This window comes from Thalassospira sp. HF15, from assembly GCF_011806525.1.
GTDB lineage: Bacteria > Pseudomonadota > Alphaproteobacteria > Rhodospirillales > Thalassospiraceae > Thalassospira.
This window is the reverse complement of sequence record NZ_JAAVKI010000007.1, coordinates 19,215-44,951: the sequence shown is the minus strand read 5'-3', so window position 1 is coordinate 44,951 and position 25,737 is coordinate 19,215. Positions and strand designations below refer to the sequence as shown.

Below are 25,737 nucleotides of genomic sequence, written 5' to 3'. Positions count from 1 at the left end.
CGTCGCGCCGCAATAAGGGTCCGGTAATAGAGGAACTGCCAGAGACCGTAGTCTCTGACAGTTCCAGCGTCGTTAGCGATCAAAGGATGATCGGCTTAGTGGTACATCTCCGTTTCCCACTTGCCGCCTTTGATTTCCGTTTCACGGAAGCTACCAGCGGACTCGCCCGGCTCGATCAGCTCGAGCGCGGTGCCACCGACATAGTCTATCTCACCACCGTCTGCGAGGATCTGCAGACCTTTGGCCAGTTCGCCCGGATAGATTTTTTCACCCGGTGCATTGGCAACTTTGGTGATGTGGTCTTTGTAGACCGAGCTGTCGGTCGAGCCTGCAGACTGCATTGCAAGCAGCAGCAGAGCAGATGCGTCATAAGCTTCCGGGACGTAAGGATCGTCACCTTTGAAGCCTTTGCCCGAAGCCAGATCGGCCAGCATCGAAGCGCCCGGGCTATCGGTACCCGGGTTGGTGCCGATCGAGCCGTCAAGCGCATCGCCGAAGTTGTCGGTCAGCGCTTCACCAACCATGCCGTCCGGAAGAACGAAGGTTTCGAACGCACCGGTATCAAGCGATGCCTGGATGATGCCTTTACCGCCCTGGTCAAGGTAACCAGCAACGATCAGAACTTCACCACCGGCAGATGCCAGGGTGCCGATTTCGGCAGAGTAGTCGGCTTTGCCATCTTCATGGGCTGCAACGGCAGTGATTTTGCCGCCTTTTGCTTCGTAAGCAGCCTGAATGGCGTCTGCGAGGCCTTTACCATAGTCGTTGTTGGTATAGGTCAGTGCAGCCGATTTGATGCCGCGGCGATCAAGGATATCTGCGATGATCTGGCCCTGACGCGCATCCGAAGGAGCGGTACGGAAGAAGTAGCCGTCATCCTCGATCTCGCTCAGTGCCGGCGAGGTAGCAGACGGCGAAATCATGACGACGCCGTTTGCACGGACAACGTTGTTCAGGATGGCTGTGGTCGCACCCGAGCAGGTTGCGCCATTGATGCCGTCGACGCCATCAGACGTCACCAGACGATCAGCCGCAGCCGTAGCTGCTGCCGCGTCGATACAGGTGCTATCACCGCGTACCGAAACGACTTCACGACCGCCAAGCAGCAGGCCGCTGTCGGAGACTTCCTGAATGGCCAGTTCGCCACCCATTGCCATCGGCTTGACGAGAGATTCCGTCGGGCCGGTGAAGCCTTGCAGCATGCCGATCTTTACCGGTTCCTGTGCAGCGGCACCGGCGACGACTGCCGTCGAAAGTGCTGCCGAAAAGAGGAGGGTAGAGAGTTTTCCCATAGTGTAGCCTTCCCTGTTTTATTGGGCCTTTATATTCGTCGGGCAGTATACAGAAAACCCAAGACGTTTCCAGTTTCTTAACTGCAGGTTTTGGATTCTACACCGAATTCTTGCCGTTAAGCGCGGAATTCCAGTGCTTTCAAGCCCAGTATCGGGGCGGAAAGTGGGTATTTTGGATTGTGTGGACTGGTGGTTTTTTCAGCTTTTGTTGTTCGTTTTGTTGCTGGTTTTCATCGCCCAGTGACCAGATAAACCGAATCCTTAGAAGCAATGCAAATCAGAGGATATGCATGTGTCTTGATTGGGAAGATGCACGCCTTGGCGGGCGATCAGGCAAATACCCGCATGCCACGTTCCGAACTCTTGCGGAAACCGGCAATGACATGTTCGGCAAGTGCGTCTTCGACCGCACCATGACCATCGCGTTTGGCAAGCGTCATGCGGTATTCACCGATTTCAGGCAGGCCTTGTGCCGGTCCCAGATGTACCAGATCATCTGAAATCACGCTTATCGGCAGAGGGGCAATCGCCAGATCGGCACGTACCGCGGCAATCTGGGCCTGACAGAATTCACTGGTATAGGCGATGCGATAATTCATCCCCGCATCATCAAGCGCCTTAAGCGCCATGGTCCGCCAATAACATCCCGGTTCCGCCATCGAGACGGGCAGGGGGCGTTTGTCCACTGCGGTTCCATGGCGCGCGCCCAGCCAGACCAGCGGTTCAGTATGAATAGGCGGTTGGCGGTCAAGTTCTGCATCAAAGCTGAAGACCGCGATATCCAGGTTCCCTTTATCAATCTGCTGGCGCAACACCCGGGTCGGGCCAAGATTGACGTCGATATCAACATGCGGGTGGGTTTGCGCGAAACGTTTGAGGATTTCAGGAATGACGACGACGCCAGTGTCATTGGGGACACCAAGCCTTACCGTGCCGGCAAATTCCGGGGCATGGAAATGCGACATGGCCTCGTCATTGAGTTTCAGCAACCGGCGCGCATAGCTCAGAAGAACTTCACCGTCCTCGGTCATGGTGACCTTGCGCGTTTCGCGCTTGAACAATTCACGTCCGATCATGGTTTCAAGCTTTTTGACCTGAAGGCTGATCGCGGATGCGCTGCGATGGACCTTTTCGGCGGCGCGCGAAAAATTCCCGGTCTCGCAGATCGCAACGAAAGTGCGGGCAAGATCCAGATCAAGATTATGCACAGCGCTTGTCGGGGAATTCATGGCCAGCCTCTCGGGTAAGGGAACGCGATGGGTATATTTCCCAATATTCCGGGAAATTCATTTTATGAGTTTTTCTAATAGATAATGTTAAATCTTCTCGTTTGATTAATCAATGAGAAATCCTCAATCTCAAAACAACAACGATTGGAGATTCTCATCATGAAAGCGATCAACTCTATTGAATATGCCCCTTTGGGTCTTACCGGACACTTGCGTGCTGCCATCGAAGCCTGGCGGCAAGAACGCGCAGCACAGAAGGCAACTGCAACGACTTTCGCGCACGGTGTGTTTGTATCAAATGACCTTTCCCGTCTGACGGCGGCTGAATTGCATGAAATCAAGCATGGCCGCTCCGACGGTTTTGCCGAAGCTGGCGATGTGCTTTCGGCGCTGGTCACAAATTGGCCAACTCCGTCCGGCAGGCGGCACTAAGCGTTTCGGTTTGAAATCCCCTGATTTTCAAAAGCCTTAGGAAGGTCAATGACCATGGAAAGTGCGTTGTTCAGGCCGCTTGAACTGCCAAGTGGTGTCATCCTCAAGAACCGGATTGCAAAATCTGCGATGTCGGACTCGCTTGGGGATGGCACCGGCCACCCGACCACAGCCCAGAACCGGCTTTACCGACGTTGGGCTGATGGTGGTGTCGGCGTTTCGATCATCGGTGAAGTTCAGGGGCAGCCACGATACGCCGAGAAGCCCGGTAATCTTGTGCTTGATGCTGCTAGCGACCTTGACCGGTTTCGCACCCTTGTCCAACAGGGATCGGTAAATGGCAGCAGTCTGTGGCTGCAACTGGGGCATGCCGGGGCGCTTTCCTATGGTCCGACCAGCACGCCCAAGGGGCCCAGTGCACTTGATCTGCCCGGTTTGTCATGTGAGGCCCTCACACTTGATGAACTTCGTGACATTCCTGCCCGGTTTGCAAAGACGGCCAAACTTGCACGGCAAGCCGGATTTGGTGGGGTACAAATTCACGCTGCCCACGGCTTCTTGCTTAGTCAGTTTCTGTCCCCTTTGTTTAACAAGCGCAGCGACGGCTATGGCGGCTCGATTGCCAATCGCATGCGTTTGCTGCTTGAAACGGTCGATGCTGTTCGTGCTACCGTCGGGGACGGTTTTGTTGTTGCCATCAAACTGAATGCCACCGATCAGCTCGAAGGTGGTTTAAGCGAAGATGACGCACTTGCTGTCATCAAGGCCCTTGATCAAAGCACAATTGATCTGATCGATATCAGCGGTGGGACGTACTTCCCCGGTGCAAAGGCGGCCTCTGACGGGGCAGGTGCCGGCCCGTATTTTCTGGATTTCGCCAAACGCGCCCGAAAGGTCACATCCAAACCACTGATGCTGACCGGCGGCTTTAAAACCCGCACGCAGGCAGAGGCCGCAGTTGAAAGCGGTGTAGTTGATGTCATCGGACTTGCCCGCGCACTGGTGATCGAACCTGCCCTGCCGGCGATCTGGCAAAACGGCGATCCGCATGACCCGGTCTTTCCCCGGTTTGAAAGCGCGCCGGTGGGCGGCATCACCGCATGGTACACAATGCGCCTGACGACCCTTGCAGAAGGCGTGGACGCGCCCGAGTTCGACGATCTCAACCAGGCGCTTGCTGCCTATGAGGCGCGGGATGATGATCGGACACAAATCTGGTTGCGGCACTTCGGACGATAAGTGTTTGGCCAGTCATCGGGATTTTCACATTCTTGCGCAAAACAGGGCAGCCTTGCATCCACGTTGCTTTGCAAATCGTCATTGTGATGCGATGATGGACACGGATCCTCCTAGGAACAGGTTATGTCGGAAACCGAAACTGCCTTTCAGCCCAACGGGCGCTATCAGAAGTTTGAAGTCTTCAATCAGTTGATTGGCGACGCAAACCTGTTGCGCGCGGGTGACTTTGGCGACAGCATTTCGGTTGCCCATTGGCGACGCAACGCTGATGTTTTGACCCGCTATACCGATCCTGACCACCACACGATCAGTCTTTATGTCAACGGTGGCACGGGTATTCAGCGCAAAATCGGTGCGGACCCCATGAGTGGTGGTGGCCCCGGACGATGTTGCCTGATGCCGGCTTATCTGACATCGGACTGGGTCGTGCATGGCGAGGTGGAGCTGTTTCATCTTTATATCCCGCATGCTGCCTGGGAACGGGCGGTTGTCGAGGCCTTTGATATCGAACCCAACGCGGTTGAAGTCCCCGAAAAAACATTCTTTCTTGATCCATTGATCGAACAGACGGTGCGTCAGGCGATGCTGCCGCTGGATTGGAATGTTCCGGCTGATCGCATGGCGATGTCCAATGCCGGTCAGCTGTTGATGGGCCATATGCTGCGCAGCTATTCCACGCGCCGGGATCTTGGTTTCAAGGTTCGGGGTGGGTTGTCACCTGTGATCAAGCGACGTGTTTTTGATTTTGTCGACGCCAATCTGGATCAGCCACTGACCATCGAAGAACTGGCAGAAGTCGCTGATCTGTCGGCTTATCACTTCGCCCGGATGTTCCGTAAAACCGTGGGCGAAGCCCCGCATAAATTCGTTTTACGTCGTCGCATCGAACGGGCCATGCATATGTTGCGTGATGATGACACGTCAGTTGCGGAAATCGCACTGGCGACCGGTTTTTCCAGTCAGGCCCACCTGACCACCCGTTTCAACCACTTTACCGGCCTGACACCCGCGAAATATCGCAACATCTCTCGCTAGGTACTTTTCTTTTCCCTGATGGCACAGGCAACCCGATCAGATGATCTGATCGGGCAGTCTAATCATGTCTGGACCGCTAAGTCTTCGGTTCGGGTGAAGTGCTGAAATCGACCTGTTTGCGGAATAGGTAATCCGTCGAAATTGTTCGCAGTTTGATGACAAGTGGCCGTATCTGGCAAACTCAATTCCAGTTAAGATGTTGAAAATAAACAATTTAACAGGCTTGAGAAATCCGTTGACAAGATAAGTGCCGGATACCTAGAATTTCAAAGCAACTAAAATATTAGTTTGGCAAAAGCCATTTTATCGGGAGGACATCCAAAATGAAACTCACTATGAAATCACTCGGCATGTGTGCCGTGCTTGCGGGGGCACTGGCGGCAACCATGCCGGCAACTGCTGCGACAACTCTTCGGATCGGAACGGTTTTGGCACCAAATGATCCGATGGGTCAGGGGCTTGAAAAGTTCAAGGCAGAAGTGGAAAAGGCCACCAATGGCGACGTGGAGATCGAGGTTTTCCACAACTCGCAGCTTGGCGATACCACCGAAATGATCGATCAGGCGCGTGCCGGGGCGGCCATTGGTACGGTGACCGATGTCGCACGTCTGTCAAGCTTTGTACCGTCGCTTGCCATCATGTCGGCACCGTTCCTTTTTGATACCTATGAGCAGGCCGACAAATTCGCGCTGTCGGACGAATATATTTCCTGGGGCGAAGAACTGCGCGAAAAATCCGGCCTCGTGATGATTGCCTCGAACTGGTATCAGGGCGCACGTCATGCTCTGACGCAGAAGCCGATTTCTAGCCCGGCTGATCTTTCGGGCGTACGTATGCGCACCATCGGCGCGCCGGTCTGGATTGAAACCATCCGTGCCATGGGTGCAGAACCGACCCCGATTGCGTGGGGCGAAGTCTATAGCGCGCTTCAGCTTGGTACCATTGACGCTGCCGAAGCACAGCCGACCGCGATCTGGAATGCCAAGCTTTATGAAGTGATCAAAAATGTCACCAAGACCGGCCATATTCAGCTTGTAACCGCCCTGGTTGTCGGTGCTGACGCCTGGGACGATATTTCACCGGAAAACCAGAAAATCGTTCGTGATCTGGCGGTGGAAAATGGTCGCTATGCATCTGGCCTGACGATTGATCTTGGCGACAAGGCGCTTGAAGATGTGGCGGCAAGTGGTGTTACGGTCAGCGAAGTTGATCTTGCACCGTTCAAGGAAGCGGTTGCACCGGTTTATCAGATGCTTGATCTTGAAGCAGAAGCTAAGATCGTTAACAAGGTTCTTGGTCGCTAAGACCCGGTTAGCCAACCCGCCTAACGAAAGTGCGTTGCTTTGATCATGGGCAACGCACTTCAACCTTCACAATGGAAATTGAATTGATGCTCAAGCGGATTGAGTTTGCCTGTGGGGGCATGCTGCTTGTCGCCGTGGTCATTCTTGTGGCGGTGGCCTCTGTTGCGCGCGCCATGGGATCACCGATCATTTGGTCTGTGGAGATGGCGCAGTTGATCTTTGCCTGGCTGTGCATGCTGGCAGCCGACATTGCCATGCAGGAAGATCGCCATTTCGGTCTTCAGGTTATGCGCGAAATCCTCTCCAAACGGGCCAGTCACTGGCTCGAGATCATCAATATTCTGGTGATCATCGCCTTTCTTGTCTTTCTGCTGAATTATGCCTGGACGAACATGGTTCTGATGCATCCACGCCTTGTCGGGGCGGCGCAAATCAATGCGTCTTATATTCATGCCTCGATGGTGGTCGGCATTCTTTTGATGATCCGCACCATGGTTTCCCAACTTATTCGACGCATTCGCAACAGGGAGGTCAACTGATGCTGTTGTTGATTGCAGGTCTGTTTACACTATTTCTCGTCTGTGGTTTGCCGGTGGCTTTTGCCCTTGGCCTTGCATCGATCCCGGTCTTTGTCATGACCGGTGCGATGCCGCCCACGGTTGTCATCCAGAAAATGGTCACTGCGACCCAAAGCTTCCCGCTTTTGGCTGTGCCGTTCTTTATTCTGGCCGGTAACCTTATGAATGTGACGGGCATTACCCATCGCCTTGTCAAATTCGCAAGTCTCCTGACTGGATGGATGGCCGGCGGTCTGGCACAGGTTTCCATCGTGCTCAGCTTCATGATGGGCGGTATTTCCGGATCAGCCGTGGCCGATGCCTCGATGGAGGCCCGTCTGCTTGGGCCGAGCATGATCAAAAAAGGCTACTCCAAGGCCAATACGGCCGCGGTTCTTGCCTTTGGCTCGATCATTACCGCAACCATCCCGCCCAGCATTGGTCTGATCCTGTTTGGTTTTGTGAATGAAGTTTCCATCGGGCGGTTGTTTCTGGCCGGTGTTTTGCCGGGCATTTTCCTGACCATCGTTTTGATGATCACGTCATGGTTTGTTGCGCGCAAAAACGGCTACACGCCCGATCTTCCTGAACTCCCCAAGATCAAGGACCTCACTGCGAGCTTCTTTGAAAGTATCTGGGCGCTGGCCTTTCCCGTCATTCTGATCATCGGGTTCAGGTTTGGCATCTTTACAGCGACAGAGGCCGGGGCATTTCTGGTGTTTTATGCACTGGGCGTTGGCTTGTTTGTTTATCGCGAACTCGATTTCACCCGCTTGAAGGAAGCCATTTGCGGCTCGATCTCCGATCTGGGGATGGTGATGTTGCTGATCATCATGGCGGCTGTGCTGGGCTATGCCATGACGATTGAACGTGCCCCGCAACAGATCACTGAATTTGTCACCACGCTTACAGAAAACAGGACGGCGATCCTGATCCTTGTGGTTGGTGTGTTGGTTGTCAGCGGCATGTTCCTTGAAGGGGCGGCCAATATCCTGCTGGTGACGCCGATTGTCATGCCGGTTCTGGTCAGTGCCGGATATGACCCGGTGCATATGGGGATTTTGATTGTGACCCTGATCAACTTTGGCGGCCTGACACCGCCCGTGGGGGTGATCATGTTTACGGTCTGCGGCATATTGGGCGTTAAGACCGGGGAATACACACGTGCATCCATTCCGTTCTTTATTGCGATGGTGCTGTTTTTCATTCTGATGGCAGCGGTGCCAGGTTTGACATTGTTGTTGCCCAATACATTGATGTAATGACAGTTTCAGACGAACAGGGGCATGTGCGCAAATGCCAGGGAGACAGAGAAAGATGAACACAACGACGGGCGGACTGCTTGCTATTCATGATGGCGGGGTAAAAACCAACGCCCATGTGCCTGCATCAGCATTGGTGTATGAAGAAGTCCGCAACCGGATCATCTCGCTTTCGCTGCTGCCTGAAACAACGCTGGTGCGTGCTGAACTGGCTGAAAGCTTTAATGTCAGTCAGTCCCCGGTGCGCGAAGCCATCATGCGCCTCGAGCAGGATGGTCTGGTGGTGTCCTATCCCCAGTCGCGGACAGTGGTCACCAAGATTGACGTTGCCCGCATCCGCGAAGAGCATTTTCTGCGCGTCGCCGCAGAATGCGAAGTGGTGCGTCAATTGGCAGAGGCCAAAGAGTCTGCTGCCGTCGTCAAGGCCAAGGGCATTGTCAAAATGCAGGAAGCGCTGGTCGGTGATATCGAACAGATCGAACTTTTCAAGCAGCTCGACGAAACGTTCCATGCCGCCCTGTTTAACGGTGTCAGCCAGTCCAACCTGCATTTGCAGATCACCGCGCGCAGTGGCCATCTGGCGCGTGTGCGGACCCTTGATCTGCCGCGGGCCGGTAAAATGGTCTCGGTGCTCGAAGGCCACAAGGCGATTATCGATGCCATCCAGTCGGGCGATGGTAATGCCGCGAGTGCTGAAATGCGCCAGCACCTGTCTGGCACCATGGAACGCCTGCCGCAGATCATCGACGAGAACAAAACCCTGTTTTCATGATCCTGTGGTGCGGTGGCACCGTGCGATGATCGATGACAATAAAGAACGCCAAACGGCGCGCTGCATTTTGCAGCGCGCCGTTTGCATGTCAGATCACGCGCGTTTGGCGACGTCCCAGATGCCGGTTCTGGCAACTTCCTCGACAAAGTGACGCAGGCTGTTGGGCTGACGGCCCAAAATCTCGTGCACGTCATTGGTCGGCTGACTGTTGCGACCATCCAGAACTTCGGAAAACAGGTACCGGATCAATCCCCGGACTTCATCAGGCAGACCGTCCGCAGCCAGGCCGTCGTCAAGCTCATCAAGCGTGATGGGAACGAAATTGACCGGATGGTTGGTGACCCCGGAAATGATCTTGGTGACATCGGCAAAGGTCACGGCCGTCGGGCCGGACAGTTCATAGGTCTTGCCGATATGGCGATCATCAAGCAGGCAGGCGACCGCGCATTCGGCAATATCATTGGCATCGACAAACGGCTCAGGCGTGTCACCGGCCGGCAGCGCCAACGTGCCTTGCTGGATGTAGGGCAAAAACAGGTCTTCGTTGAAATTCTGGAAGAACCAGTTGGCGCGCAGAACCGTGGCATCTGCACCTGATTGGTGCAGGGCATTTTCGGCCTGATGGGCGGCTTCTTCGCCACGGCCTGACAGCATCACAATGCGTTTTGCCCCATGCAACAGGGCGCGCTTGGCAAAACTTGCGATAATTTCATCAGATCCCGGCACGGCAAGATCGGGCTGGAAGGTGACGTAAACAGCATCGCGATCACGCAAGACATCATCCCAGGTTTTCGGATCGGTCCAGTCAAAGGCCGGCGTCGTGCTGCGTGAAACAGCGCGCACATCATGGCCAAGGGTGGTCAGTTTTTCGGCAACACGGCGGCCGGTTTTGGCCGTCGCGCCAAGGACAAGAAAGCGGGGATTGGTTGACATAATTTTGGCTCCTGACAAGGGTTTTGAAAATATGAGGAATCCTCACATTTGCCAAATGTGATAAATCCTCATATTCTGATCGTCAAGAGTTCTGATTGATCACAAGCCTGTGAAACCCCGCGCAAGACGTCGGGCTGTCATGAGAAAAAAGGATCTAACGCGTTGTCTGGTAACGTGAAAAAAATGCGCCGTGCGCCGACACAAAAAAGAAGTCGCGAACGGGTCGATACCATCCTGAAGGTTGCTTGCGACCTGATTTCAGCACAGGGAAGTGATGCAATCCGCATGGGGGAAGTCGCCGAAAAGGCCGGAGTCTCCATCGGATCGCTGTATCAGTACTTTCCCGACAAGGCATCGATCATTCATGCGCTTGCCGATCGCTACAACGCCGAATCCTTGCATTGCATCGAGGAAGCTCTGGCGGAGGTCAACACAGCAGATGACCTGACAACCGCCTTCGACAAGCTGATTGATACCTATTACGAACTGTTTTTGGCCGAACCGGTGATTTGCGATATCTGGACCGGGACGCAGGCCGACAAGACTTTGCGCGACATGGAGATGGAAGTCAGCCGAGCCAACGCGAATCTGTTGGCCAAGGCGATCCTGCGCGTGCGGGGCAATGACGGTGATTTCAAGATAATCGCCGCGCGGTGCTTGCTGATCATGTATTCGGGCGAAGCCACCATGCGCCTTGCCATCGCCGTCCCGCGTGCCGAAGGACGCGAGATTGTAACGAGCTACAAGCGGATGGTCGGACGTGAGCTTTCCGAGATGGCCCGCGTTTAGGGCTGTTGGCCGTGGTTAATCTGCCTTGGCCGCAAACGGTGTCGGGGCAGGGCGCCCCAGCAGGAAGCCCTGCACATAGTCAACGTCATGGTCACGCAGGAAATCAAGTTCTTCCTGGCGTTCAATGCCCTCGGCGACGACTTCGATATCAAGCTGCTTGGCCAGGGCGATCAGTTTGCTGACAATCGCCTGTTTGAACTTGTCATGATCGACATGGTCGACCAGTTCGCGGTCGATCTTGATGATATCGGGGCGCAGTTCCGGCAGCAGGTTCAGTGTCGAATACCCTGATCCGATGTCATCAAGTGCAACCCGGAACCCTGACGCACGATAACTTTCAAGAATGGCGCTCAGGTGTGCGGTGCTGCGGACCTTTTCGGTTTCAATGACTTCAAACACCACATTGCTGCGATCCAGATTGCATTCTTCGACGACTTCAATCGTCGAACGCAGGCAGGAATCCGGATCGTAGATCGAGCTGGGCGTGAAGTTGATGAACAGATTGCCATTGATCCCGGCCTTGTGCGCATTGCGCACATTGGCTGCACGCGCGGCGCGATCAAGCTGGAACAGGAGTGTGGCAGACTGTGCCGCATCGAAAAGCTGACCCGGGTTGATCACATCCCCTGTCTGGCTTTCACCACGGATAAGGCATTCATGGGCATAGGGGGTGCCAAGTTGATTGATGGCAAAAATCGGCTGAAATGCTGAATTTAATCGGTTGTCGCGCAATAAATCGCCCAGCCATTCTGCGCCAATGGCAGCGCGGATTGCGCCAAGGCTTGTGATGTCTGCGATGTCGTCGATCTCGGGGCGCTGAACATCTGGCATGATCAGTGCCTTGGTATCGGTGAGTTCCTCAGGCAGAAGGTCTTTTGATATGGCATCAATCAGCTTGCGGAGCCCCGGACGGGTATAATGAATGGAAAGCGTCGCAACGGATGCCGTCTTTTCGACTTCAACACCAATTGATTTCGCACCGGTCAGAATTTTACCGGTCGTGTGGGCGACCGGTGGCCAGAGATAGAGTGTGCCGTTTGCGGGGGCGATTTCGGGAACCGAATCACATTTTTCACAATAGGACAACTCTCTCTCCCCGATCAGTCCGTCATGCTGCTATTGGCTTTTGCCAACTGGTTTTATTCAGATGAGCCTAGCGTAACATATGGCTCGCCGCGACAAAAAATCCAGCACAGAAGTGATGGTAATCAATGTGCTGGTTTCGCTTTTTACCTGATACGACAAAGTCCGGCACAAGGGATCAACCGCCGTGGTGCGCAAAAGGACTGGTCATCGCCAGAAGCGCTGATATGGTTGGTAATACCGTGCCGTTCCGAGGACCAAATGCAATACAGCATGCGGCAATACCGCGCCGAAGCCGAAAGCCACAGCCACAGTGAGTTTCATCAGATCATCATTTCCGATCTCGGCAAGCTTGAGATGGAAGTTGAAGGTCGTGGCGGGGAAGTCTTCGGTCGACAGCTGGCTTTTGTCGAAGCCGGTAAAACCCATGCTTATCGGGCAGAAGGCCTGAACCGCTTTCTGGTCATTGATGTTAATGCCGATCTTGCACAGCGTACCGGCATTGAGGCGCTCTGGCATCGCCACGGCAATGCCGAAACGTATCTGGAAGTGCGCTCTGGTCATCAACACGGTTTGGCTGGATTGTTGGGCACCCTTGCTGCGACAAATGAGGATATTGGCCCGAACGCGCTGGCGTGGCTTAAAACCTTGCTCTTGCGTAGCCAACGCGCCCCGGGTCCAAGCGCAATTGGCGCGCAGTCTTTGCCACCGCGTCTTGTCCGCGCCATGGCATGGGCAGAGGCCCGCCTGGGCGAAGACATCACCATCGCCGATCTGGCAAGTGTCGCCACACAGTCAGAAAGCAGCCTGTTTAGTGCCTTTCAGATACATGTCGGCACCAGTCCGATGCGCTGGTTGACCGAGCAGCGCCTGCAAATGGCCATGGCACTGTTGCGCGATCCCGAGATCCATCTCTCGATGTCTGATTTGGCAAACGCCGTCGGGTTTTCCGATCAAAGCGCCTTTTCGCGTGCATTCTCCCGTCGGTTTGGCTGTGCGCCAAGCTCGGTACGTCGCGCAATTCGATGACACTCTGATCGCCATATTTGTCGCCCTGTGCTTGTCTTGAACTTTCGGAGTTTCGGCAAAGACCGAATTGTCAAACAGGTGCACCTTCCGGTTTGTAAAATCGACAAACCCGGATGGCAGCGATGGATCACAAACGCAAGGCAACACTGATCGGTGGGATTGCCGTAATCCTCTGGGCGTTGCTTGCCCTGTTCACAACGACGGTGGCCAATATCCCGCCGTTTCAATTGGTCGGTCTGTGTTTTGGTGTTGCCAGCCTTTTCAGTGCGCTCTGGATCACGCTGCGTGGCGGCAGTGTTATTCGCGCCTTGCGTCAACCACTTGGTGCCTGGGCGCTCGGCGTTGGGGGATTGTTTGGCTATCACTTTTTCTATTTTGTCGCACTGGCAAACGCGCCTGCGGTCGAAGCCAGTCTGATTGCCTATCTTTGGCCGCTTCTGATCGTGTTGTTTTCAGCACTTTTACCCGGTGAACACCTGAAACGGCACCATATGTTGGGGGCCGTTCTTGGGCTTTCTGGTGCCTTTCTTTTGGTCAGTAAAGGGCACGGCCTGTCCTTTGATCGCGCATTTGCGCTGGGATATGGGGCTGCGATTATCTGTTCATTGTTGTGGTCGGGATATTCGGTTCTAAATCGCCGTTATCGCAATGTTCCGGTCGGGGCTGTCAGCGGATTTTGCGGGGCAGCCGCCATTCTTGGCTTTGTCACGCATGGCATTCTTGAGACGTGGGTGTCGCCAGATACCACACAATGGCTTGCCATTATCGGGCTTGGACTGGGGCCGGTCGGCGCGGCATTTTTCGTCTGGGACCACGGTACAAAACATGGCGACATACAGATTCTCGGCGTTTTGGCCTATGGTGCGCCGTTGCTCAGCACTTGCTTGCTGATCATATTTGGTAAGGCGATTGCAACGCCCGCTATCATCGCGGGCTGCATGCTGATTGTTGGCGGCGCGGTTCTGGCATCCGCCAAATTTGGCTCACGAAAACAACGGCAAAGAAATTCTGTCCCATAATAACAATTTTAGAGTGTGGCAGTTCGGTCACAATTACGTGATTTTACATAGATGAAGCAATATTTGTGCTGTGCGGCATGTCTTAATTGACTTATAGTCGGTATGTGCTTGGGGAGGGGGCGTAGTGAATTTTACGCATCCAGGGACAGATGAATGAGTCAGCCAAAACACGACATTGCATTAGAGATGAAACAAGCAATGTCAGCCGGGCAGTTTCAGCGGGCAGCCAGAATTGGCGCCCGACTGGTGCGTCTGCATTCCAAGCGAACAGATATCCAAGTAATGACGGCTGTCAGCGAACTGCAAGGTGGTTTGATTGACGACGCTTCTAGGCGGTTGAGGCAGCTGTTTGATGCACTGGATTTGAATGATAGACATTTCCCTGCTGTCACGAACAATTTCTTCCAATACGCACAAGCGTTTAATGACTATGCCTCATTAGAAGCTGCTGTTCGAAAGCGTCTTTCCGCTGCACCGCAAAGTGACATGCTTTTGGCGATGCTTGCAGATGTCATCTTCCGACGCGAGATTGTTTCAAGTCCCGGACTTTGCCATGCGCCTCGCCTTGAGGAAGCCATCGAAATGTTGCGGGATATTCCTCTGAGCAGTGCAAAATATGCAGACAGCCAGAAGCTTTTGGCGCGCATATATCTGCACCAGGAACAGTATGAGCTTGCATCAAGTGCGCTTGAGGACTTGTTTTCGCGCTCACCCAATGATCTCTCGGTCCGGATGCTTCTGGCATCGTCATATGCGATTGCAGGAAAGGATACGGAGGCTGTTAAACACAGCCTTGGTATTATCAAAAGTAAACCTGACTATTGTGCACAGCCATATCTGATCATTTCCTTTATGCGCCCGCTGTCTATGCCGGAAGGAGCAAAGGAAGTTCTTGCTGGCATTCTGGATAATACTGGTGCCGGGAAGGGGGAGCGGTACAAGGCGGCATTTGCATTGGCCAAAATTGAGGAAGCCAAAGGGAATATGGAGGAGGCCTTTGGTTATTATCAAAAGGGGCACTCTGCTGATCGTGCCGAGAGACCGTTTGATATCACGCGTGAACTAGAAGAATTACAGAAGCTGTGTGATGCAGCGAGTGCTTCGCGAAAAGATGGTCCGTTGCTGTCTGTTGCAAGTGATCCCGTCGGTCCCAAACCGATCTTTATCGTTGGTATGCCGCGATCGGGGACAACGCTCTCAGAACGTATTCTTGGCGCACACCCGGATGTACATGCTGCTGGCGAAATAGGTGATCTTGCGAAGGCGATTATGGATGTTGTCGGACCAGGTGCGATTTCCGAGCAAGCAGGGCGAATTGATGCCAAGGCTGCAGCCAAGATAAGAAAACAATATCTTGATGCTTTGGCTGCATACGCGCCGGAGAAAAAGTTCGTTACCAACAAAACACCGGCCAACTATTTGAGGGTCGCGATCATACGGAAGGTGTTCCCGGACGCGCCGATTGTTCACACTCATCGCCATCCGTTGGCGACCTGTTTGTCAATCTATACGACGCCGTTTTCAATCCCCATGCGGTTCGCAAATGATCTTGGCGAGTTTGCTGATTTCTATCGCGGCTATGTTGAATTGATGAACGCATGTCTTGCATCGGATGATGAAGGCAGAATTTACGATCTGTCCTACGAGGATTTGGTATCAGAGCCAGAGGCCGTTGCGCGGGATTATTTGGCCCATTGCGGGTTGGAATGGCATCCGGAATGTCTGGAATTTTATCGCTCCGACAAAGCCGCGGCGACCGCGAGCATGCTTCAGGTGCGCCGGCCGATCAATCAGGATTCGGTAGAGAAATGGCAACGGTTTGAACCGTTCATCGGACCTTTGGCGTCACTTGCTGATGATCCGGAAATTCTGCAGTGGCGTGCAGCCGTCAAATCATCGCGGCGTGCGGTTGCTGCGTGACGTCTCGGGATGCTTTGGGTTAGAAGGTATCAGTTGCAATTTGATACCGAGAAAACCGGAGCACGGCGATGACCAGGACCATTCCCAAGGCAGAACTGCATTTGCATCTTGAAGGGGCGATGACGCCTGCACTTGTGCGCAGCTTTGCCAAGCGTAATGGCCTGACCCTGCCTGACGATATCTACGATGAACAGGATCGCTATATCTGGAACGACTTTCCCGAGTTTCTCAACAGTTTTGACAAGGCAAGTGCTGCCATTCGCACCAAGCAGGATTATGCCGACCTGACCCACTTTTACCTGACTGAGCAGGCCAAGGTTGGCACGCTTTATGTCGAGATTTTCTGTTCACCAACCCATGCTGCCAGTTGTGGCCTGTCCTTTGATGAACATCTTGAAGCGGTGGTTGAGGGGATCGATCGCGCCGAAAAGGAAACCGGGATCATTGGCCGGATCATCATGACATGCGTGCGTCATGTCGGATCGGATGTCGCGGTCAAGGTTGCGCGTGAAACGGTGGAATGTGCCCATCCATACATTGTCGGATTTGGCATGGGCGGCAATGAAAGCCTGTTCACGCAGGAAGATTTCTATCCGGCCTTCAAGATTGCGCGTGATGGGGGCTTGGGCTGCACCACCCATGCCGGGGAAGTCGAGGGGCCACAAAGCGTCTGGGATGCAATTGACAAGCTTCCTGTAACGCGCATCGGGCATGGCGTGCGGTCCATCGAGGATGCGAAATTGGTCAAAACACTGGCCAAACGCGGGATCGTGCTGGAAGTCTGCCCGGGTTCGAATATCGCGCTTTCGGTTTTCCCCGATTACGCATCCCATCCGTTGCGCAAGTTTTATGAGGCCGGGGTCAAGGTGACGTTGGGTTCCGATGATCCGCCCTTCTTCTTTACCTCGCTTGCGGATGAATATCAGCGCGCCAACGAGGTTTTCGGCTTTAGTCCGGCAGAATTGACCGGCCTGACACGAACCGCGATCCAGGCTGCCTTTGTCGATGATGAAACCAAGTCTACTCTTTTGGCAAAGCTGTAAGCGTTACTCTGTCTTGCAGCGCGCGATATGCGCATCAAAAATTTGCCAGAACTTGTCCCGATAAAGGTCGCGCTCCTGAAGGATCTCATGGCGGGCTTCGGGGATTTCGGCAATCGTGACTGACGGGATATTGCCAAACAGATCCTCGGTGGTCTGGTTGGAGACCACCTGATCATTTCCGGCAAGCACCATGGTGATGGGGGGCAGGGACCATTGGCCTGATTTCATCTTTTCTATGCGCTCTGCAACCGATGCTTGGGCCTTGAAACAGGCATCAAGCCACCCGGCTGACACGCCACCGACCACAAGGTTGGGGTGTTTGTGAAGGATGGCAACATTCCGGGCATGGCGGGCGGCATCGGAGGTCAGGATGTTGTCCGGTTCGAACTTCGCAAGCGGGCTCAGTTTGCTTTGTCCGGGAAGATACTGTTTGTCGAACCCGTATCGACACATGCTGTCAGCAACGAACTGGGCCGCCAACGACAACCAGTCATGTCCCCCCAGCCCGAAAAACGGGGCGACCATCACCGCATTTGCCCAAAGGTCCGGCTGATCAAGCATCATTGCCATGGCAACCAGCCCGCCGGTCGAATGTGTCAGGACCGATCGGCAGGTAATCCCATGGGCTGCGCGGACATGATCCATGACATGGTGCGTATCGGCGATATAGTGGGCAACATCATGGATATAGCCCATGACAGGATCATTGGTTTCGCGCATTGAGCCACCATGGCCGCGAAAATCAAACGTCACGCAGCCAAATCCACGCTCGGCAAGCTCATCAGCGGTTTCCTGATAGCGTTCTATATATTCACCGCGTCCCTGCAAAATCAGGATGTGCTGTCGCGCACTGTCCGGCGTTTGCGCACCGTAACGCAGGTTGACGCCGTCAGGTGTTTCGATGATTTCGGTTTTGAGGGGCATGGGTGGTTTTCGGGGCTTAATCCTGGGGGCTCAAAGAGGTCGTGATGAAACGAGCCATCTTGTCCATCATGCTGGCGAAATCCGGGTTGAATGTTCCACGGCGAAGCGTGCCAGCCGGGGCTGTGTCAAACAGGTTGCGCTCCGCATACATGGTATCCGTCCCTGACTGGCAGCGCGAACGGGCCGCGGTATCCTCATAATGCCCGCATTCCGGGGCCGAACCATCCAGGCCGTAAATCGGGTCAGTCGGGCTCATGGTGATGGCTGTATGGGCGTGGTTAAGTGTGCGGAATTCGTGGTTTTCTGAGCGCACAATATCAATCCCCGTGCAATCTGGCAGACCCGTGGCTGCGACGGTCTCGCCCTGATACCAGATAAGTTGCTTATGACGTGAGGTGACCTTGTTGCAGTAAAAATCAAGCATGACATCGGGGTTGATCGTTTGGTCATCCGAACTGACAACACCAAAAACCGGAACATCAAAGTCGGGCAAGCTGCCATCGCCATAGGGTTTGGTCAGCAGGTAAAATTCTGCGGCCGCATTCATCGCCATCGATCCATATTTTCCCGGATCGTTGTTTTCGCCCACGCCAACCCAGTCTTTGACATAGCGGACATAGGGGGTGAGCCACGCCTGCCCACTTTTGGCCGCAAGGCCAGGTGAAAGCATGACAAGGGCGCTAACCCGGTCTTTGTTGGTTTGTTCGCCATAAACCCGGCCAATCAGGGCTGCCCCGGTGGAAAAGCCCATCGGGATGATGTGCTTGACGTCATCGCCAAAGCTGTTCATCCCGAAGCGAACGGTCTTAAGCCAGTCTTCGTACTCCACATCAAGCAAGTCGCCCGGGACGGTGCCGTGGCCGGGTAAAAGCAATCCGTGGAAAGCGGCGCAGGGAAAGCGATCCCGCAAATTATCGCGGATGTCACTTAGCCAATAAGGACTGTCGGTCAGGCCATGCACCATCAGGAAGCCAACGCCTTTGCCTTGTGACAGATCGATATCTTCTGCGTCACATGCGGCACCAACCGGATCAAGTGCATAGGGCGCGCGGATATCGACAACCTGATCGATGGAGTGATCGCCAAAAGGTTTTTCTTCACTGGCAAAACGCGTTTGGGAAAGCACATCGCGCAATTGTTGACGGGTTGATTGTACGTAATCATCAAACGACGTTCCCGCGGCGGGGGCAGTAACTGCCGCACCAGAAGGGTCAAGGGCCGCGTCCGGTGTCGCGCAGGCACCTGTGGCCAACAGGCTGCACAGGGCAAGGGAAGCCAGGCCTGTCTTAAGGATGCGGGACGTGCCCATGATGTTTGCTCCGTTCGTTTGCCCGTGGGAGGGGGTGATTTTTACTTTTGTTCTGCATGCGATGTTACCGCGCAGACAGACACGGTGCGAGCAACAAAAAAGCGACCTGTGAACAGATCGCTTTTTTAGCCAATCAATTGGGGTAAGCCCCTAGTCGATCAGTTCCCAGCTATGGGTGACCTCTGCGGCTTTCGACAGCATGATCGAGGCCGAGCAGTATTTTTCAGCCGACAGTTCGACCGCGCGGCCAACCTTGGTTTCATTGAGGTTTTCACCCTTCACCTTGAAATGCAGGTGGATCTTGGTGAAGACCTTCGGGTCGGTTTCAGCGCGTTCGGCTTTGACATCGGTTTCGACATCAAGAACGTTTTCACGGCCCTTCTTAAGGATATGAACAACATCAATCGACGAGCAGCCACCAATGCCCAGCAAAAGCATTTCCATCGGGCTGGGGCCGAAACCGTTATCCTTGTCGCCATCCATGACAACGCCATGTCCGGTGCCACTGGTGCCGGTGAAGGTCAGGTTTTCAAGCCACTTTACACGCGCTTCCATATTCGCATTCCCATCTCTAAAAACTGTTGTATTAACCTCTAGCCCGCCTTGGATGTGCCTGCAAGGTGTGATCACGGACAATCGGGTGTGCAATGATGAAATCCACGACCATGAGTGGTAGGTTGTTATAGGAGTTTTTACTTTCCGGGCGGATACTGATGCAAATATTCAGATCCCTATGGTGCAGGAGTGACGGACATGACACAGGACCCGACGCGCAGCAAAAGTCGTTTCATGATGGGCATGGAGCATGTCCTGCGTGAGATCAATCACGAGATCATCAGTCCGGCCATTCCCAATATGTCTGTTGAAAATGCCGTTCCGCTGATGATCACGGTTGCCCGACTTCGGGCAGATTACCTGAAATTTGCCTTCCATCTTTGCGATGATCGCGCCGATGAACACCCGACAGCCGAAGAGTTGAAAAAGCTCAAACACCTGCGCGAATGTTTTCAGGAAATGCTCGCGGTGGCCAAGGAACTCGAACATTGCATTGACCGAGGCTATATCGATCTTCCGGCCAAAAAATAGGGATTAGTCGGCTAATACCTGTATTCGACATTCTGATGATCAGAAAAATAATGACTTATTCTCCAGTATATGCAATGGGTTGGGCATAAATATACAAGACCGCCTTAAAAGGTCTGATCTGGGACATCACATAAAACATGAATAAAGGGAGAGCGCTGCCTTTGCAGCGCGCCGGGTGTCTTGTCAGTCAGTGCGGATGTGGTGGCAACTGCGGCGTTGTCACGCGATAGTCTTATTTTTCTTGATCCAGGCGATCTTAAGGTCGTCTATGTCAACGCGGCTGCGGAAAAGCAGCTTGGCGATGCAAAATCGGTTTTGCGCAAGGGCACAGAGGTCAAACAACTTCTGGCGTATCTCGCCAAGAACGGCGAATTTACCGATGGCGATGCGGTGAGTGCGGTGCGTACTGCTCTTGCGGCCATTTCATCGGGCGAGTATTCCGAACTTCCGGCCTTTCGCCTGGGCAAGACTCCTTTCCTTTGGCATTGCGATGTCGGACCGTCAGGCACATTTGCGCTTGTTTTGCGCGATGCTGGTCGTGCACAGGAACTTGCCAAGGCACTGGCAGAACACAAGACCTTTATCCAGCACCTGATTGATGTACTACCCACCCCGGTTTATCTGAAAAACCACGAAGGGGTTCTGACGCGCTGCAACGAAGCCTTTGCAGAGCTGTTTGGTCTCAATGCCCAGGACGCGATCGGCAAGAGAATGGGCGATTTCGCGCCAAAATCACTTGCCAAGACGATCACAGAATTTGAAACCCCTTTGCGCAAAACCGAAGGACAGGTGCGAGACGAGGTCAGTTTTACCATTGATGATCACGAATGCACCGTCTTGTTTGCCGCATCGACGCTTAAAGGGCCGAGCGGGGCGATTGCGGGCACTATCGGGTCGCTGATTGACGTGACCAGCCTGAAGAAGGCACAGGCTGAGGTAGCCGAAGCATCAGAACGCCTGACGGGGCTGCTTGAAAGTGCGCCGATCGGGGTTGGTATTTCCAGGCGCGACAGTGGTGTCTTTACCTTCTTTAACAGCACGTTTTCCAAGATGCTGGGGATAGAGGATGAGAAAGAGCCATCCGATGCCATCCTTCTGTCCAAGCGTTATCGCGAAAAGTCGCTTAAGGATATGGATCTCCTTGGCGAGCTTCAGGATGTGGAAATTCGCCTGCGTCGACCCGACATGGCCGATGCGCGGTGGCTCAAGACATCGATCGAGCCTCTGTCATTTAAAGGTGAAGAGTCCGTTTTGTGGTGGACCAGTGACGTCACAAAACAAAAACATGCCGCGCGTGAGCTGCAAAACAAGGCCAACAATGACGAACTGACCGGGTTGGCCAACCGCGCCCGCTTCATGCAGAAACTTGATCAGTGCGAAAGCGTGCTGCGCGGGACCAATACGCCTGCGGCAATCTTTATCCTGGATCTGGACGGTTTCAAGAAGCTGAACGATACACAGGGACATGCCGCCGGTGATTGGGTGCTGGTTGAAACCGGCAAGCGTCTGAAACGTGCTGCCCGCCGGGCAGAAGAAGTCGCCCGACTGGGCGGGGACGAATTCACCATGCTGTTCCTCAACAAGGGCGGTGAAAAGGAAATGATCACCGTCGCCGAAGCAATAATTGCCGAAATGAGCCATCCATTTGTCTGGGAGGGACATGATTGCGGCATTTCAGCCTCGATCGGTCTGGCTGCGTTTGATGGTGGCAATTGCGATATGAGCGAACAGCTCCGCCGTGCAGACAAGGCAATGTATGAAGCAAAGGCCGCCGGCAAGGCGCAATACTGCCTCTATACACCCGACCTCGAACCGGACCTGCATAATGATGACTGAGCAGGCATGAACGCCAGTGCCCGACAAGGTATCGTTCGGGATCAGTCCGGCTTGATATCCAGTGCTTCAAACAGCGGTGCGAGTTCTTTTTCATAAGGGCGCCAGCGTTCAACACTGCTGTTGTAGATCGGCTGGCGGACTTCAAGTGCGCTATGGGTGCGTATTTCACGTTTGGTGCTGTGAAACGCAAGGCACGCTTCTTGCCATTCCAGTCCGAGAAGTTCCAGCATCCGCTTTGTTTCTCCTTCCTGGTCGGCCACCACTTTTTCGTAATCGACGGTCTGATATTGCCTGGATGGAAGAGTTGCTTCCCAGTAGTCCATCAGGTTGCGATAGGTTCGATAGAAGCGGCCGATTTCCGCCAAATCACACAAGTAGTTGTGCCCATCACCAAAGAAATGCGTGAAACACGAAAAGGTGGTGTCTATCGGGTCGCGTCTAGAATGAATGATCTTAGAATTTGGAAATGCCATGGCAAGAAGTCCGACGGAGACAAAATTCCCCAACATCTTGTCGACAATATAACGTGGCCTTTTGCCATCCGCAGCCAACTCGGGCGGCAGTTTGCGGGCAACCTCATCGCGGTAGGCATTGGCAAATGCAGCAAGGCGCTTTTTGTCGGTCAACAAATCTGTGTGCTGTGGCAAAGATGGGAACTGCTGGCCATATACCCGTTTTTGCAGAGCCGGGATTGTGCGGATTTCGCCCACACCAAAGACATCGCTGTGGCTGTCTAGAATACGTTCCAGAAGGCTTGACCCGCAGCGCGGCACACCAACGATAAAGACAAATTGCTGTGCGTCGGCGGGCTCTTCGGATAGCGCGTTGTTGCGGATAACATCGGGAGCGAAGAAATCAGGCAGTTTACGGAGGTATCCAAGCGTGTTCTCCTCGTTGTACTGCAGATTGTCCCGCTGGTTTTTGTTGGCTTTGAAAAAGTGATCCATGGCCTTTTTGCCATCACCCCGACGCATATAGGCCTCACCAAGTGCGTAGTGAAGATGCTGAAGGTCCTTGCTCGATAGTCTGGCCTTTTTGGTTTTTAGTAGATTATGAACCACCTTGAAGTCGTCGTCGGTAAATTTCTTTAGTGTTGCCAGTGCTGTCCAAGCCCGAGCGAGGTATTTTGATGCGCCAATTGAGTCGCGAATGGCTTTCTCGCAACCTTCGATATTCCCCATTGCCTTAAGGTGATCGGCCCTTTGCATCAGGATGTTGGCAATGTCCTCCTTGGACGGGGGGCGAATGGTGTGGGTCGGAGGATTCCCGGCTGCGGTATGTGCTGCTTGTAAGGCCTGATCAAATAGCTGGTCCGCTTGTTGTGGTCGTGCAGACCCTGCAACAGACGACGCATAGAGTTCCCATATACGCCAATCTGATGGATTTTGAGTGAGCACATGATTGAACAGTTTGACGCCCTGATCAAAAAATCCGTTATTGATCAAAACGCTGGCAAGTTGTGATTTGATTTCCGGATCATTCGGATCGCGTTTCATTGCGACGGTCAGCACATTTTGAGCGTCCATGTTCATGTTTTGAACGTGCAAAAGTTTTGCGAGATCAAGGAAATACAGGTTCTTGGCGTTTTGCGACTTGCAAGCCAGCTCAAGGTTTTTGATAGATGCCGATACATTGCCGCGTCGTTCCAAAATACCGGCAAAGAAATGCAATAGTGGTCCGTCGCTGAGGTCGGTACGCAAGTAACCGACACACAAGTCATGGGCTTCGTTCAGTTTTCCGGCGGACCAGAGTTTCTGGGCTTTTTTTAACACTTCCTCGGCGCTTTGATGGGGTGTGGTCATCAGTCTTCCTTTTCTTGCGCTTCCTTGCCAAGGGCAGTGAGAAGAGGTTTTATATATGGCGCATAAGGCTTCCAGCGGGCGACGCTGGTTTGATACAGGCCTTGTCGGACCTGTGCTGCGCTGGCTGTGCGAACCGAACGTTCCGTTTTGTGGAAATCAAGCACTGTGTCGTCCCACGACAGGCCAAGAAATTCGATCAGTCGACGGGATTCAGGTTCGATATCGGCGACCAGATCTTCGTAATTGATCTCAATAAATCTGTCATTGGGCAGAACAGCACGCCAGTGTACCATCAGGTCTTCATAGGCGCGGTAAAATTCACCCAGCTCTGTCTGGTTGTATGTGTAGACCTGCAAGTTGGTGAAGCGCTTGGAATAGCACGACAGACAGGTATCAACCGGATTGCGGCGACAATGAATGATTTTAGCGCCGGGCACAGAAAGCAGGATCAAGCCGGCCCACGAGAAGTTGCCCAACATTTTGTCGATGATGACCTTGGTCGTGGGGGACGTCTGGTATGTTGCATTTACTTCATCGCAATAGGATGATGCGAGCTCTGCGAGCAACGCCTGATTTCGGACCTTCTGATGGTCTTCTTCCGGACTGGGGAACAGGGAGCCAAATAGCCGATCCTTGAATTTCGGGAATGAGCGCAGCTCGCCGGTGGCCAATATATTGGGGTGGCTGCCCAGGATTTGCTCCGTCAAGGTGCTGCCGCTGCGAGGCATGCCGACAACAAAGGCATGGGCGGGGGTGTTGTCATGCTTTTGCGGCAGGTTTTCAAACAACTCGGCCGGGAAATAATCGGCAATCCTTCGGACACGATCACAGGCTGTTTTCGAATCATAAGCTTTGTGAGTAGGGGTGCCTTTGGCGAAGTCGGATCGCCTGAGTGCATTGGCTGCATCTAACCGAGCCATTGCCTGTTCGGGGTTCTTGCTATCCATATAGGCCTTGCCAAGGGCAAAGCCGATCATTTCGCGATCAGCCTTTGGCAGGTCATCTGCATCCGCATTGAGGATATCTTCCATTGTCTGAATTTCAGGACTGCCAGGCTTGAATTTCATGACATCGGCAAGGTCATGCCATGCGCGCCCTGATTTGGGCTTCTCTGCGATGGCTTGCCGGAAAATTTCTTGTGCCCTTTTGAGATCGCCCATGTGCCGAAGGGCTTCCCCAAGCTGTAGCAGATTGCTGAGCCTTCTCTCCGGATCATCAGGGGCGAGTTTTTCCGCGCGAGCAAGGTATTCCAATGCTTCTTTGTGCCGCCCAACCTTGAGCAGGGCTGCCCCCAAATTGTTGAGTGCACGCCAGTCCTTGGGGCTAAAGGCGACGGCCTTTTCAAGGATGGCAATGCCTTGGGTAATGTGTTCGCTCTGGATCAGATACACGCCGAGGTCACTGTAAGTCTGCCCATGGGTGGGAAATTTCCGGATGGCGGCGAACAGGACTTGTTGAACCAGATCATGCTTTCCAGCACTGGCGAAAATGCCTGCCAGCTCATGGAAACATTCAATGCTGGTATCAGGCAGGTTGCAGGCGGTCTGGAGCAGCTTTGCCGCTTCGTTCAGATTGCCGGTCGCGCGATGAACCTTCGCGTTGATCAGAAGAGCGGGAGGATACTCTGGAACAAGCAATTGCGCCTGTTGCGCTCGTGCCAGAGCATCAGCGGCTTTACCCGATGCCAATGCGCTTTCAGCGGAACGGATCAGTTTGTCGGCTTTCTGGCGGTTGCGTTTTTCCGCGAAACTGGGCGTTGAAGATGCCTTGCTCATAGAGCTGATTAAATCCCGATGCAAAAGGTTGGGTCAACCTTATCGGCAAGGGGTAAGCAAACTGTTT

Annotated in this window: 23 protein-coding genes; 14 read left to right on the top strand and 9 right to left on the bottom strand. The window is 53.7% G+C overall.

All coding sequences use genetic code 11. From position 1 onward, the window contains the following. Positions 1–95: 95 nt before the first annotated feature. Positions 96–1,292: an ABC transporter substrate-binding protein gene (locus tag HED22_RS15735; RefSeq protein ID WP_167723964.1), complete on the bottom strand. Its 1,197-nt coding sequence runs from the start codon at positions 1,290–1,292 to the stop codon at positions 96–98. Between the two features lie 329 nt (positions 1,293–1,621). Further along, positions 1,622–2,521, bottom strand: coding sequence for a LysR substrate-binding domain-containing protein (locus HED22_RS15730; protein ID WP_167723962.1), 900 nt, complete (start codon positions 2,519–2,521; stop codon positions 1,622–1,624). A 144-nt stretch (positions 2,522–2,665) separates the two neighbouring features. Here HED22_RS15730 and HED22_RS15725 point away from each other — a divergent pair, with 144 nt between their 5' ends. The 7 genes from HED22_RS15725 to HED22_RS15695 all read left to right on the top strand — a co-directional run bounded on the left by HED22_RS15725 (position 2,666) and on the right by HED22_RS15695 (position 9,122). Continuing rightward, positions 2,666–2,953, top strand: coding sequence for a hypothetical protein (locus HED22_RS15725; protein ID WP_167723960.1), 288 nt, complete (start codon positions 2,666–2,668; stop codon positions 2,951–2,953). Between the two features lie 48 nt (positions 2,954–3,001). Next, positions 3,002–4,192, top strand: a complete 1,191-nt coding sequence (locus HED22_RS15720; protein ID WP_254870121.1) for an NADH:flavin oxidoreductase/NADH oxidase family protein — start codon at positions 3,002–3,004, stop codon at positions 4,190–4,192. 123 nt (positions 4,193–4,315) lie between these two features. Further along, the gene (locus HED22_RS15715; protein ID WP_167723958.1) at positions 4,316–5,227 is read left to right on the top strand and encodes an AraC family transcriptional regulator; all 912 of its coding nucleotides are present in this window, start codon (positions 4,316–4,318) and stop codon (positions 5,225–5,227) included. Between the two features lie 323 nt (positions 5,228–5,550). After that, the gene (locus tag HED22_RS15710; protein ID WP_167723956.1) at positions 5,551–6,531 is read left to right on the top strand and encodes a C4-dicarboxylate TRAP transporter substrate-binding protein; all 981 of its coding nucleotides are present in this window, start codon (positions 5,551–5,553) and stop codon (positions 6,529–6,531) included. A gap of 86 nt (positions 6,532–6,617) precedes the next feature. Beyond that, positions 6,618–7,070 (top strand): TRAP transporter small permease, encoded by a 453-nt coding sequence (locus HED22_RS15705; RefSeq protein ID WP_254870119.1) that lies wholly within the window; start codon positions 6,618–6,620, stop codon positions 7,068–7,070. Beyond that, complete coding sequence (locus tag HED22_RS15700) at positions 7,070–8,350, top strand: TRAP transporter large permease (RefSeq protein WP_175581277.1); 1,281 nt, start codon at positions 7,070–7,072, stop codon at positions 8,348–8,350. Before HED22_RS15705 ends, HED22_RS15700 begins: the two co-directional genes overlap by 1 nt. A gap of 55 nt (positions 8,351–8,405) precedes the next feature. Then, positions 8,406–9,122, top strand: coding sequence for a GntR family transcriptional regulator (locus tag HED22_RS15695; protein WP_167723950.1), 717 nt, complete (start codon positions 8,406–8,408; stop codon positions 9,120–9,122). Between the two features lie 93 nt (positions 9,123–9,215). Here HED22_RS15695 and HED22_RS15690 read toward each other — a convergent pair whose 3' ends face one another. Beyond that, a complete protein-coding gene (locus HED22_RS15690; RefSeq protein ID WP_167723949.1) occupies positions 9,216–10,055 on the bottom strand; it encodes an NAD(P)H-binding protein in 840 nt (279 codons plus the stop codon). A 162-nt stretch (positions 10,056–10,217) separates the two neighbouring features. Here HED22_RS15690 and HED22_RS15685 point away from each other — a divergent pair, with 162 nt between their 5' ends. Further along, complete coding sequence (locus tag HED22_RS15685; protein ID WP_217701900.1) at positions 10,218–10,844, top strand: TetR/AcrR family transcriptional regulator; 627 nt, start codon at positions 10,218–10,220, stop codon at positions 10,842–10,844. 15 nt (positions 10,845–10,859) lie between these two features. Here the strand turns inward: HED22_RS15685 and HED22_RS15680 are convergent, their stop codons facing one another. Beyond that, the gene (locus tag HED22_RS15680; RefSeq protein ID WP_167723947.1) at positions 10,860–11,930 is read right to left on the bottom strand and encodes an EAL domain-containing protein; all 1,071 of its coding nucleotides are present in this window, start codon (positions 11,928–11,930) and stop codon (positions 10,860–10,862) included. A gap of 258 nt (positions 11,931–12,188) precedes the next feature. Between HED22_RS15680 and HED22_RS15675 the strand changes: the two genes are divergently transcribed. The 4 genes from HED22_RS15675 to HED22_RS15660 all read left to right on the top strand — a co-directional run bounded on the left by HED22_RS15675 (position 12,189) and on the right by HED22_RS15660 (position 16,938). Beyond that, entirely contained in the window at positions 12,189–12,956 is a 768-nt protein-coding gene (locus HED22_RS15675; protein WP_167723945.1) for an AraC family transcriptional regulator, read from the top strand. 122 nt (positions 12,957–13,078) lie between these two features. Further along, positions 13,079–13,975 (top strand): DMT family transporter, encoded by an 897-nt coding sequence (locus tag HED22_RS15670; RefSeq protein WP_167723942.1) that lies wholly within the window; start codon positions 13,079–13,081, stop codon positions 13,973–13,975. 153 nt (positions 13,976–14,128) lie between these two features. Continuing rightward, positions 14,129–15,895: a sulfotransferase gene (locus HED22_RS15665; protein ID WP_167723940.1), complete on the top strand. Its 1,767-nt coding sequence runs from the start codon at positions 14,129–14,131 to the stop codon at positions 15,893–15,895. Positions 15,896–15,963: 68 nt separating this feature from the next. Further along, a complete protein-coding gene (locus tag HED22_RS15660; protein WP_167723938.1) occupies positions 15,964–16,938 on the top strand; it encodes an adenosine deaminase in 975 nt (324 codons plus the stop codon). A gap of 3 nt (positions 16,939–16,941) precedes the next feature. Here the strand turns inward: HED22_RS15660 and HED22_RS15655 are convergent, their stop codons facing one another. The 3 genes from HED22_RS15655 to HED22_RS15645 all read right to left on the bottom strand — a co-directional run bounded on the left by HED22_RS15655 (position 16,942) and on the right by HED22_RS15645 (position 19,726). Next, positions 16,942–17,862: an alpha/beta fold hydrolase gene (locus tag HED22_RS15655; RefSeq protein ID WP_167723936.1), complete on the bottom strand. Its 921-nt coding sequence runs from the start codon at positions 17,860–17,862 to the stop codon at positions 16,942–16,944. Positions 17,863–17,878: 16 nt separating this feature from the next. Continuing rightward, entirely contained in the window at positions 17,879–19,171 is a 1,293-nt protein-coding gene (locus HED22_RS15650) for a carboxylesterase (protein ID WP_167723934.1), read from the bottom strand. 150 nt (positions 19,172–19,321) lie between these two features. After that, a complete protein-coding gene (locus HED22_RS15645; protein WP_167723932.1) occupies positions 19,322–19,726 on the bottom strand; it encodes an OsmC family protein in 405 nt (134 codons plus the stop codon). Positions 19,727–19,924: 198 nt separating this feature from the next. Here HED22_RS15645 and HED22_RS15640 point away from each other — a divergent pair, with 198 nt between their 5' ends. Both HED22_RS15640 and HED22_RS15635 read left to right on the top strand, forming a co-directional pair. Beyond that, the gene (locus HED22_RS15640) at positions 19,925–20,257 is read left to right on the top strand and encodes a hypothetical protein (RefSeq protein WP_167723929.1); all 333 of its coding nucleotides are present in this window, start codon (positions 19,925–19,927) and stop codon (positions 20,255–20,257) included. Positions 20,258–20,437: 180 nt separating this feature from the next. Continuing rightward, positions 20,438–22,093, top strand: coding sequence for a diguanylate cyclase (locus HED22_RS15635; RefSeq protein ID WP_175581276.1), 1,656 nt, complete (start codon positions 20,438–20,440; stop codon positions 22,091–22,093). Positions 22,094–22,134: 41 nt separating this feature from the next. Here HED22_RS15635 and HED22_RS15630 read toward each other — a convergent pair whose 3' ends face one another. Together HED22_RS15630 and HED22_RS15625 are read right to left on the bottom strand one after the other, a co-directional pair. Continuing rightward, complete coding sequence (locus tag HED22_RS15630; RefSeq protein WP_167723927.1) at positions 22,135–23,895, bottom strand: sulfotransferase; 1,761 nt, start codon at positions 23,893–23,895, stop codon at positions 22,135–22,137. After that, complete coding sequence (locus HED22_RS15625; RefSeq protein WP_167723925.1) at positions 23,895–25,670, bottom strand: tetratricopeptide repeat-containing sulfotransferase family protein; 1,776 nt, start codon at positions 25,668–25,670, stop codon at positions 23,895–23,897. Before HED22_RS15625 ends, HED22_RS15630 begins: the two co-directional genes overlap by 1 nt. Positions 25,671–25,737: the final 67 nt, after the last annotated feature.

Excerpts from the sequence above, each read along its gene's own strand:
- HED22_RS15735 (WP_167723964.1), bottom strand. The coding sequence starts at position 1,292 with ATGGGAAAACTCTCTACCCTCCTCTTTTCGGCAGCACTTTCGACGGCA.
- HED22_RS15730 (WP_167723962.1), bottom strand. The coding sequence starts at position 2,521 with ATGAATTCCCCGACAAGCGCTGTGCATAATCTTGATCTGGATCTTGCC.
- HED22_RS15720 (WP_254870121.1), top strand. The coding sequence starts at position 3,002 with ATGACCATGGAAAGTGCGTTGTTCAGGCCGCTTGAACTGCCAAGTGGT.
- HED22_RS15715 (WP_167723958.1), top strand. The coding sequence starts at position 4,316 with ATGTCGGAAACCGAAACTGCCTTTCAGCCCAACGGGCGCTATCAGAAG.
- HED22_RS15710 (WP_167723956.1), top strand. The coding sequence starts at position 5,551 with ATGAAACTCACTATGAAATCACTCGGCATGTGTGCCGTGCTTGCGGGG.
- HED22_RS15705 (WP_254870119.1), top strand. The coding sequence starts at position 6,618 with ATGCTCAAGCGGATTGAGTTTGCCTGTGGGGGCATGCTGCTTGTCGCC.
- HED22_RS15700 (WP_175581277.1), top strand. The coding sequence starts at position 7,070 with ATGCTGTTGTTGATTGCAGGTCTGTTTACACTATTTCTCGTCTGTGGT.
- HED22_RS15695 (WP_167723950.1), top strand. The coding sequence starts at position 8,406 with ATGAACACAACGACGGGCGGACTGCTTGCTATTCATGATGGCGGGGTA.
- HED22_RS15690 (WP_167723949.1), bottom strand. The coding sequence starts at position 10,055 with ATGTCAACCAATCCCCGCTTTCTTGTCCTTGGCGCGACGGCCAAAACC.
- HED22_RS15675 (WP_167723945.1), top strand. The coding sequence starts at position 12,189 with ATGCAATACAGCATGCGGCAATACCGCGCCGAAGCCGAAAGCCACAGC.
- HED22_RS15670 (WP_167723942.1), top strand. The coding sequence starts at position 13,079 with ATGGATCACAAACGCAAGGCAACACTGATCGGTGGGATTGCCGTAATC.
- HED22_RS15665 (WP_167723940.1), top strand. The coding sequence starts at position 14,129 with ATGAGTCAGCCAAAACACGACATTGCATTAGAGATGAAACAAGCAATG.
- HED22_RS15660 (WP_167723938.1), top strand. The coding sequence starts at position 15,964 with ATGACCAGGACCATTCCCAAGGCAGAACTGCATTTGCATCTTGAAGGG.
- HED22_RS15655 (WP_167723936.1), bottom strand. The coding sequence starts at position 17,862 with ATGCCCCTCAAAACCGAAATCATCGAAACACCTGACGGCGTCAACCTG.
- HED22_RS15650 (WP_167723934.1), bottom strand. The coding sequence starts at position 19,171 with ATGGGCACGTCCCGCATCCTTAAGACAGGCCTGGCTTCCCTTGCCCTG.
- HED22_RS15645 (WP_167723932.1), bottom strand. The coding sequence starts at position 19,726 with ATGGAAGCGCGTGTAAAGTGGCTTGAAAACCTGACCTTCACCGGCACC.
- HED22_RS15640 (WP_167723929.1), top strand. The coding sequence starts at position 19,925 with ATGACACAGGACCCGACGCGCAGCAAAAGTCGTTTCATGATGGGCATG.
- HED22_RS15630 (WP_167723927.1), bottom strand. The coding sequence starts at position 23,895 with ATGACCACACCCCATCAAAGCGCCGAGGAAGTGTTAAAAAAAGCCCAG.
- HED22_RS15625 (WP_167723925.1), bottom strand. The coding sequence starts at position 25,670 with ATGAGCAAGGCATCTTCAACGCCCAGTTTCGCGGAAAAACGCAACCGC.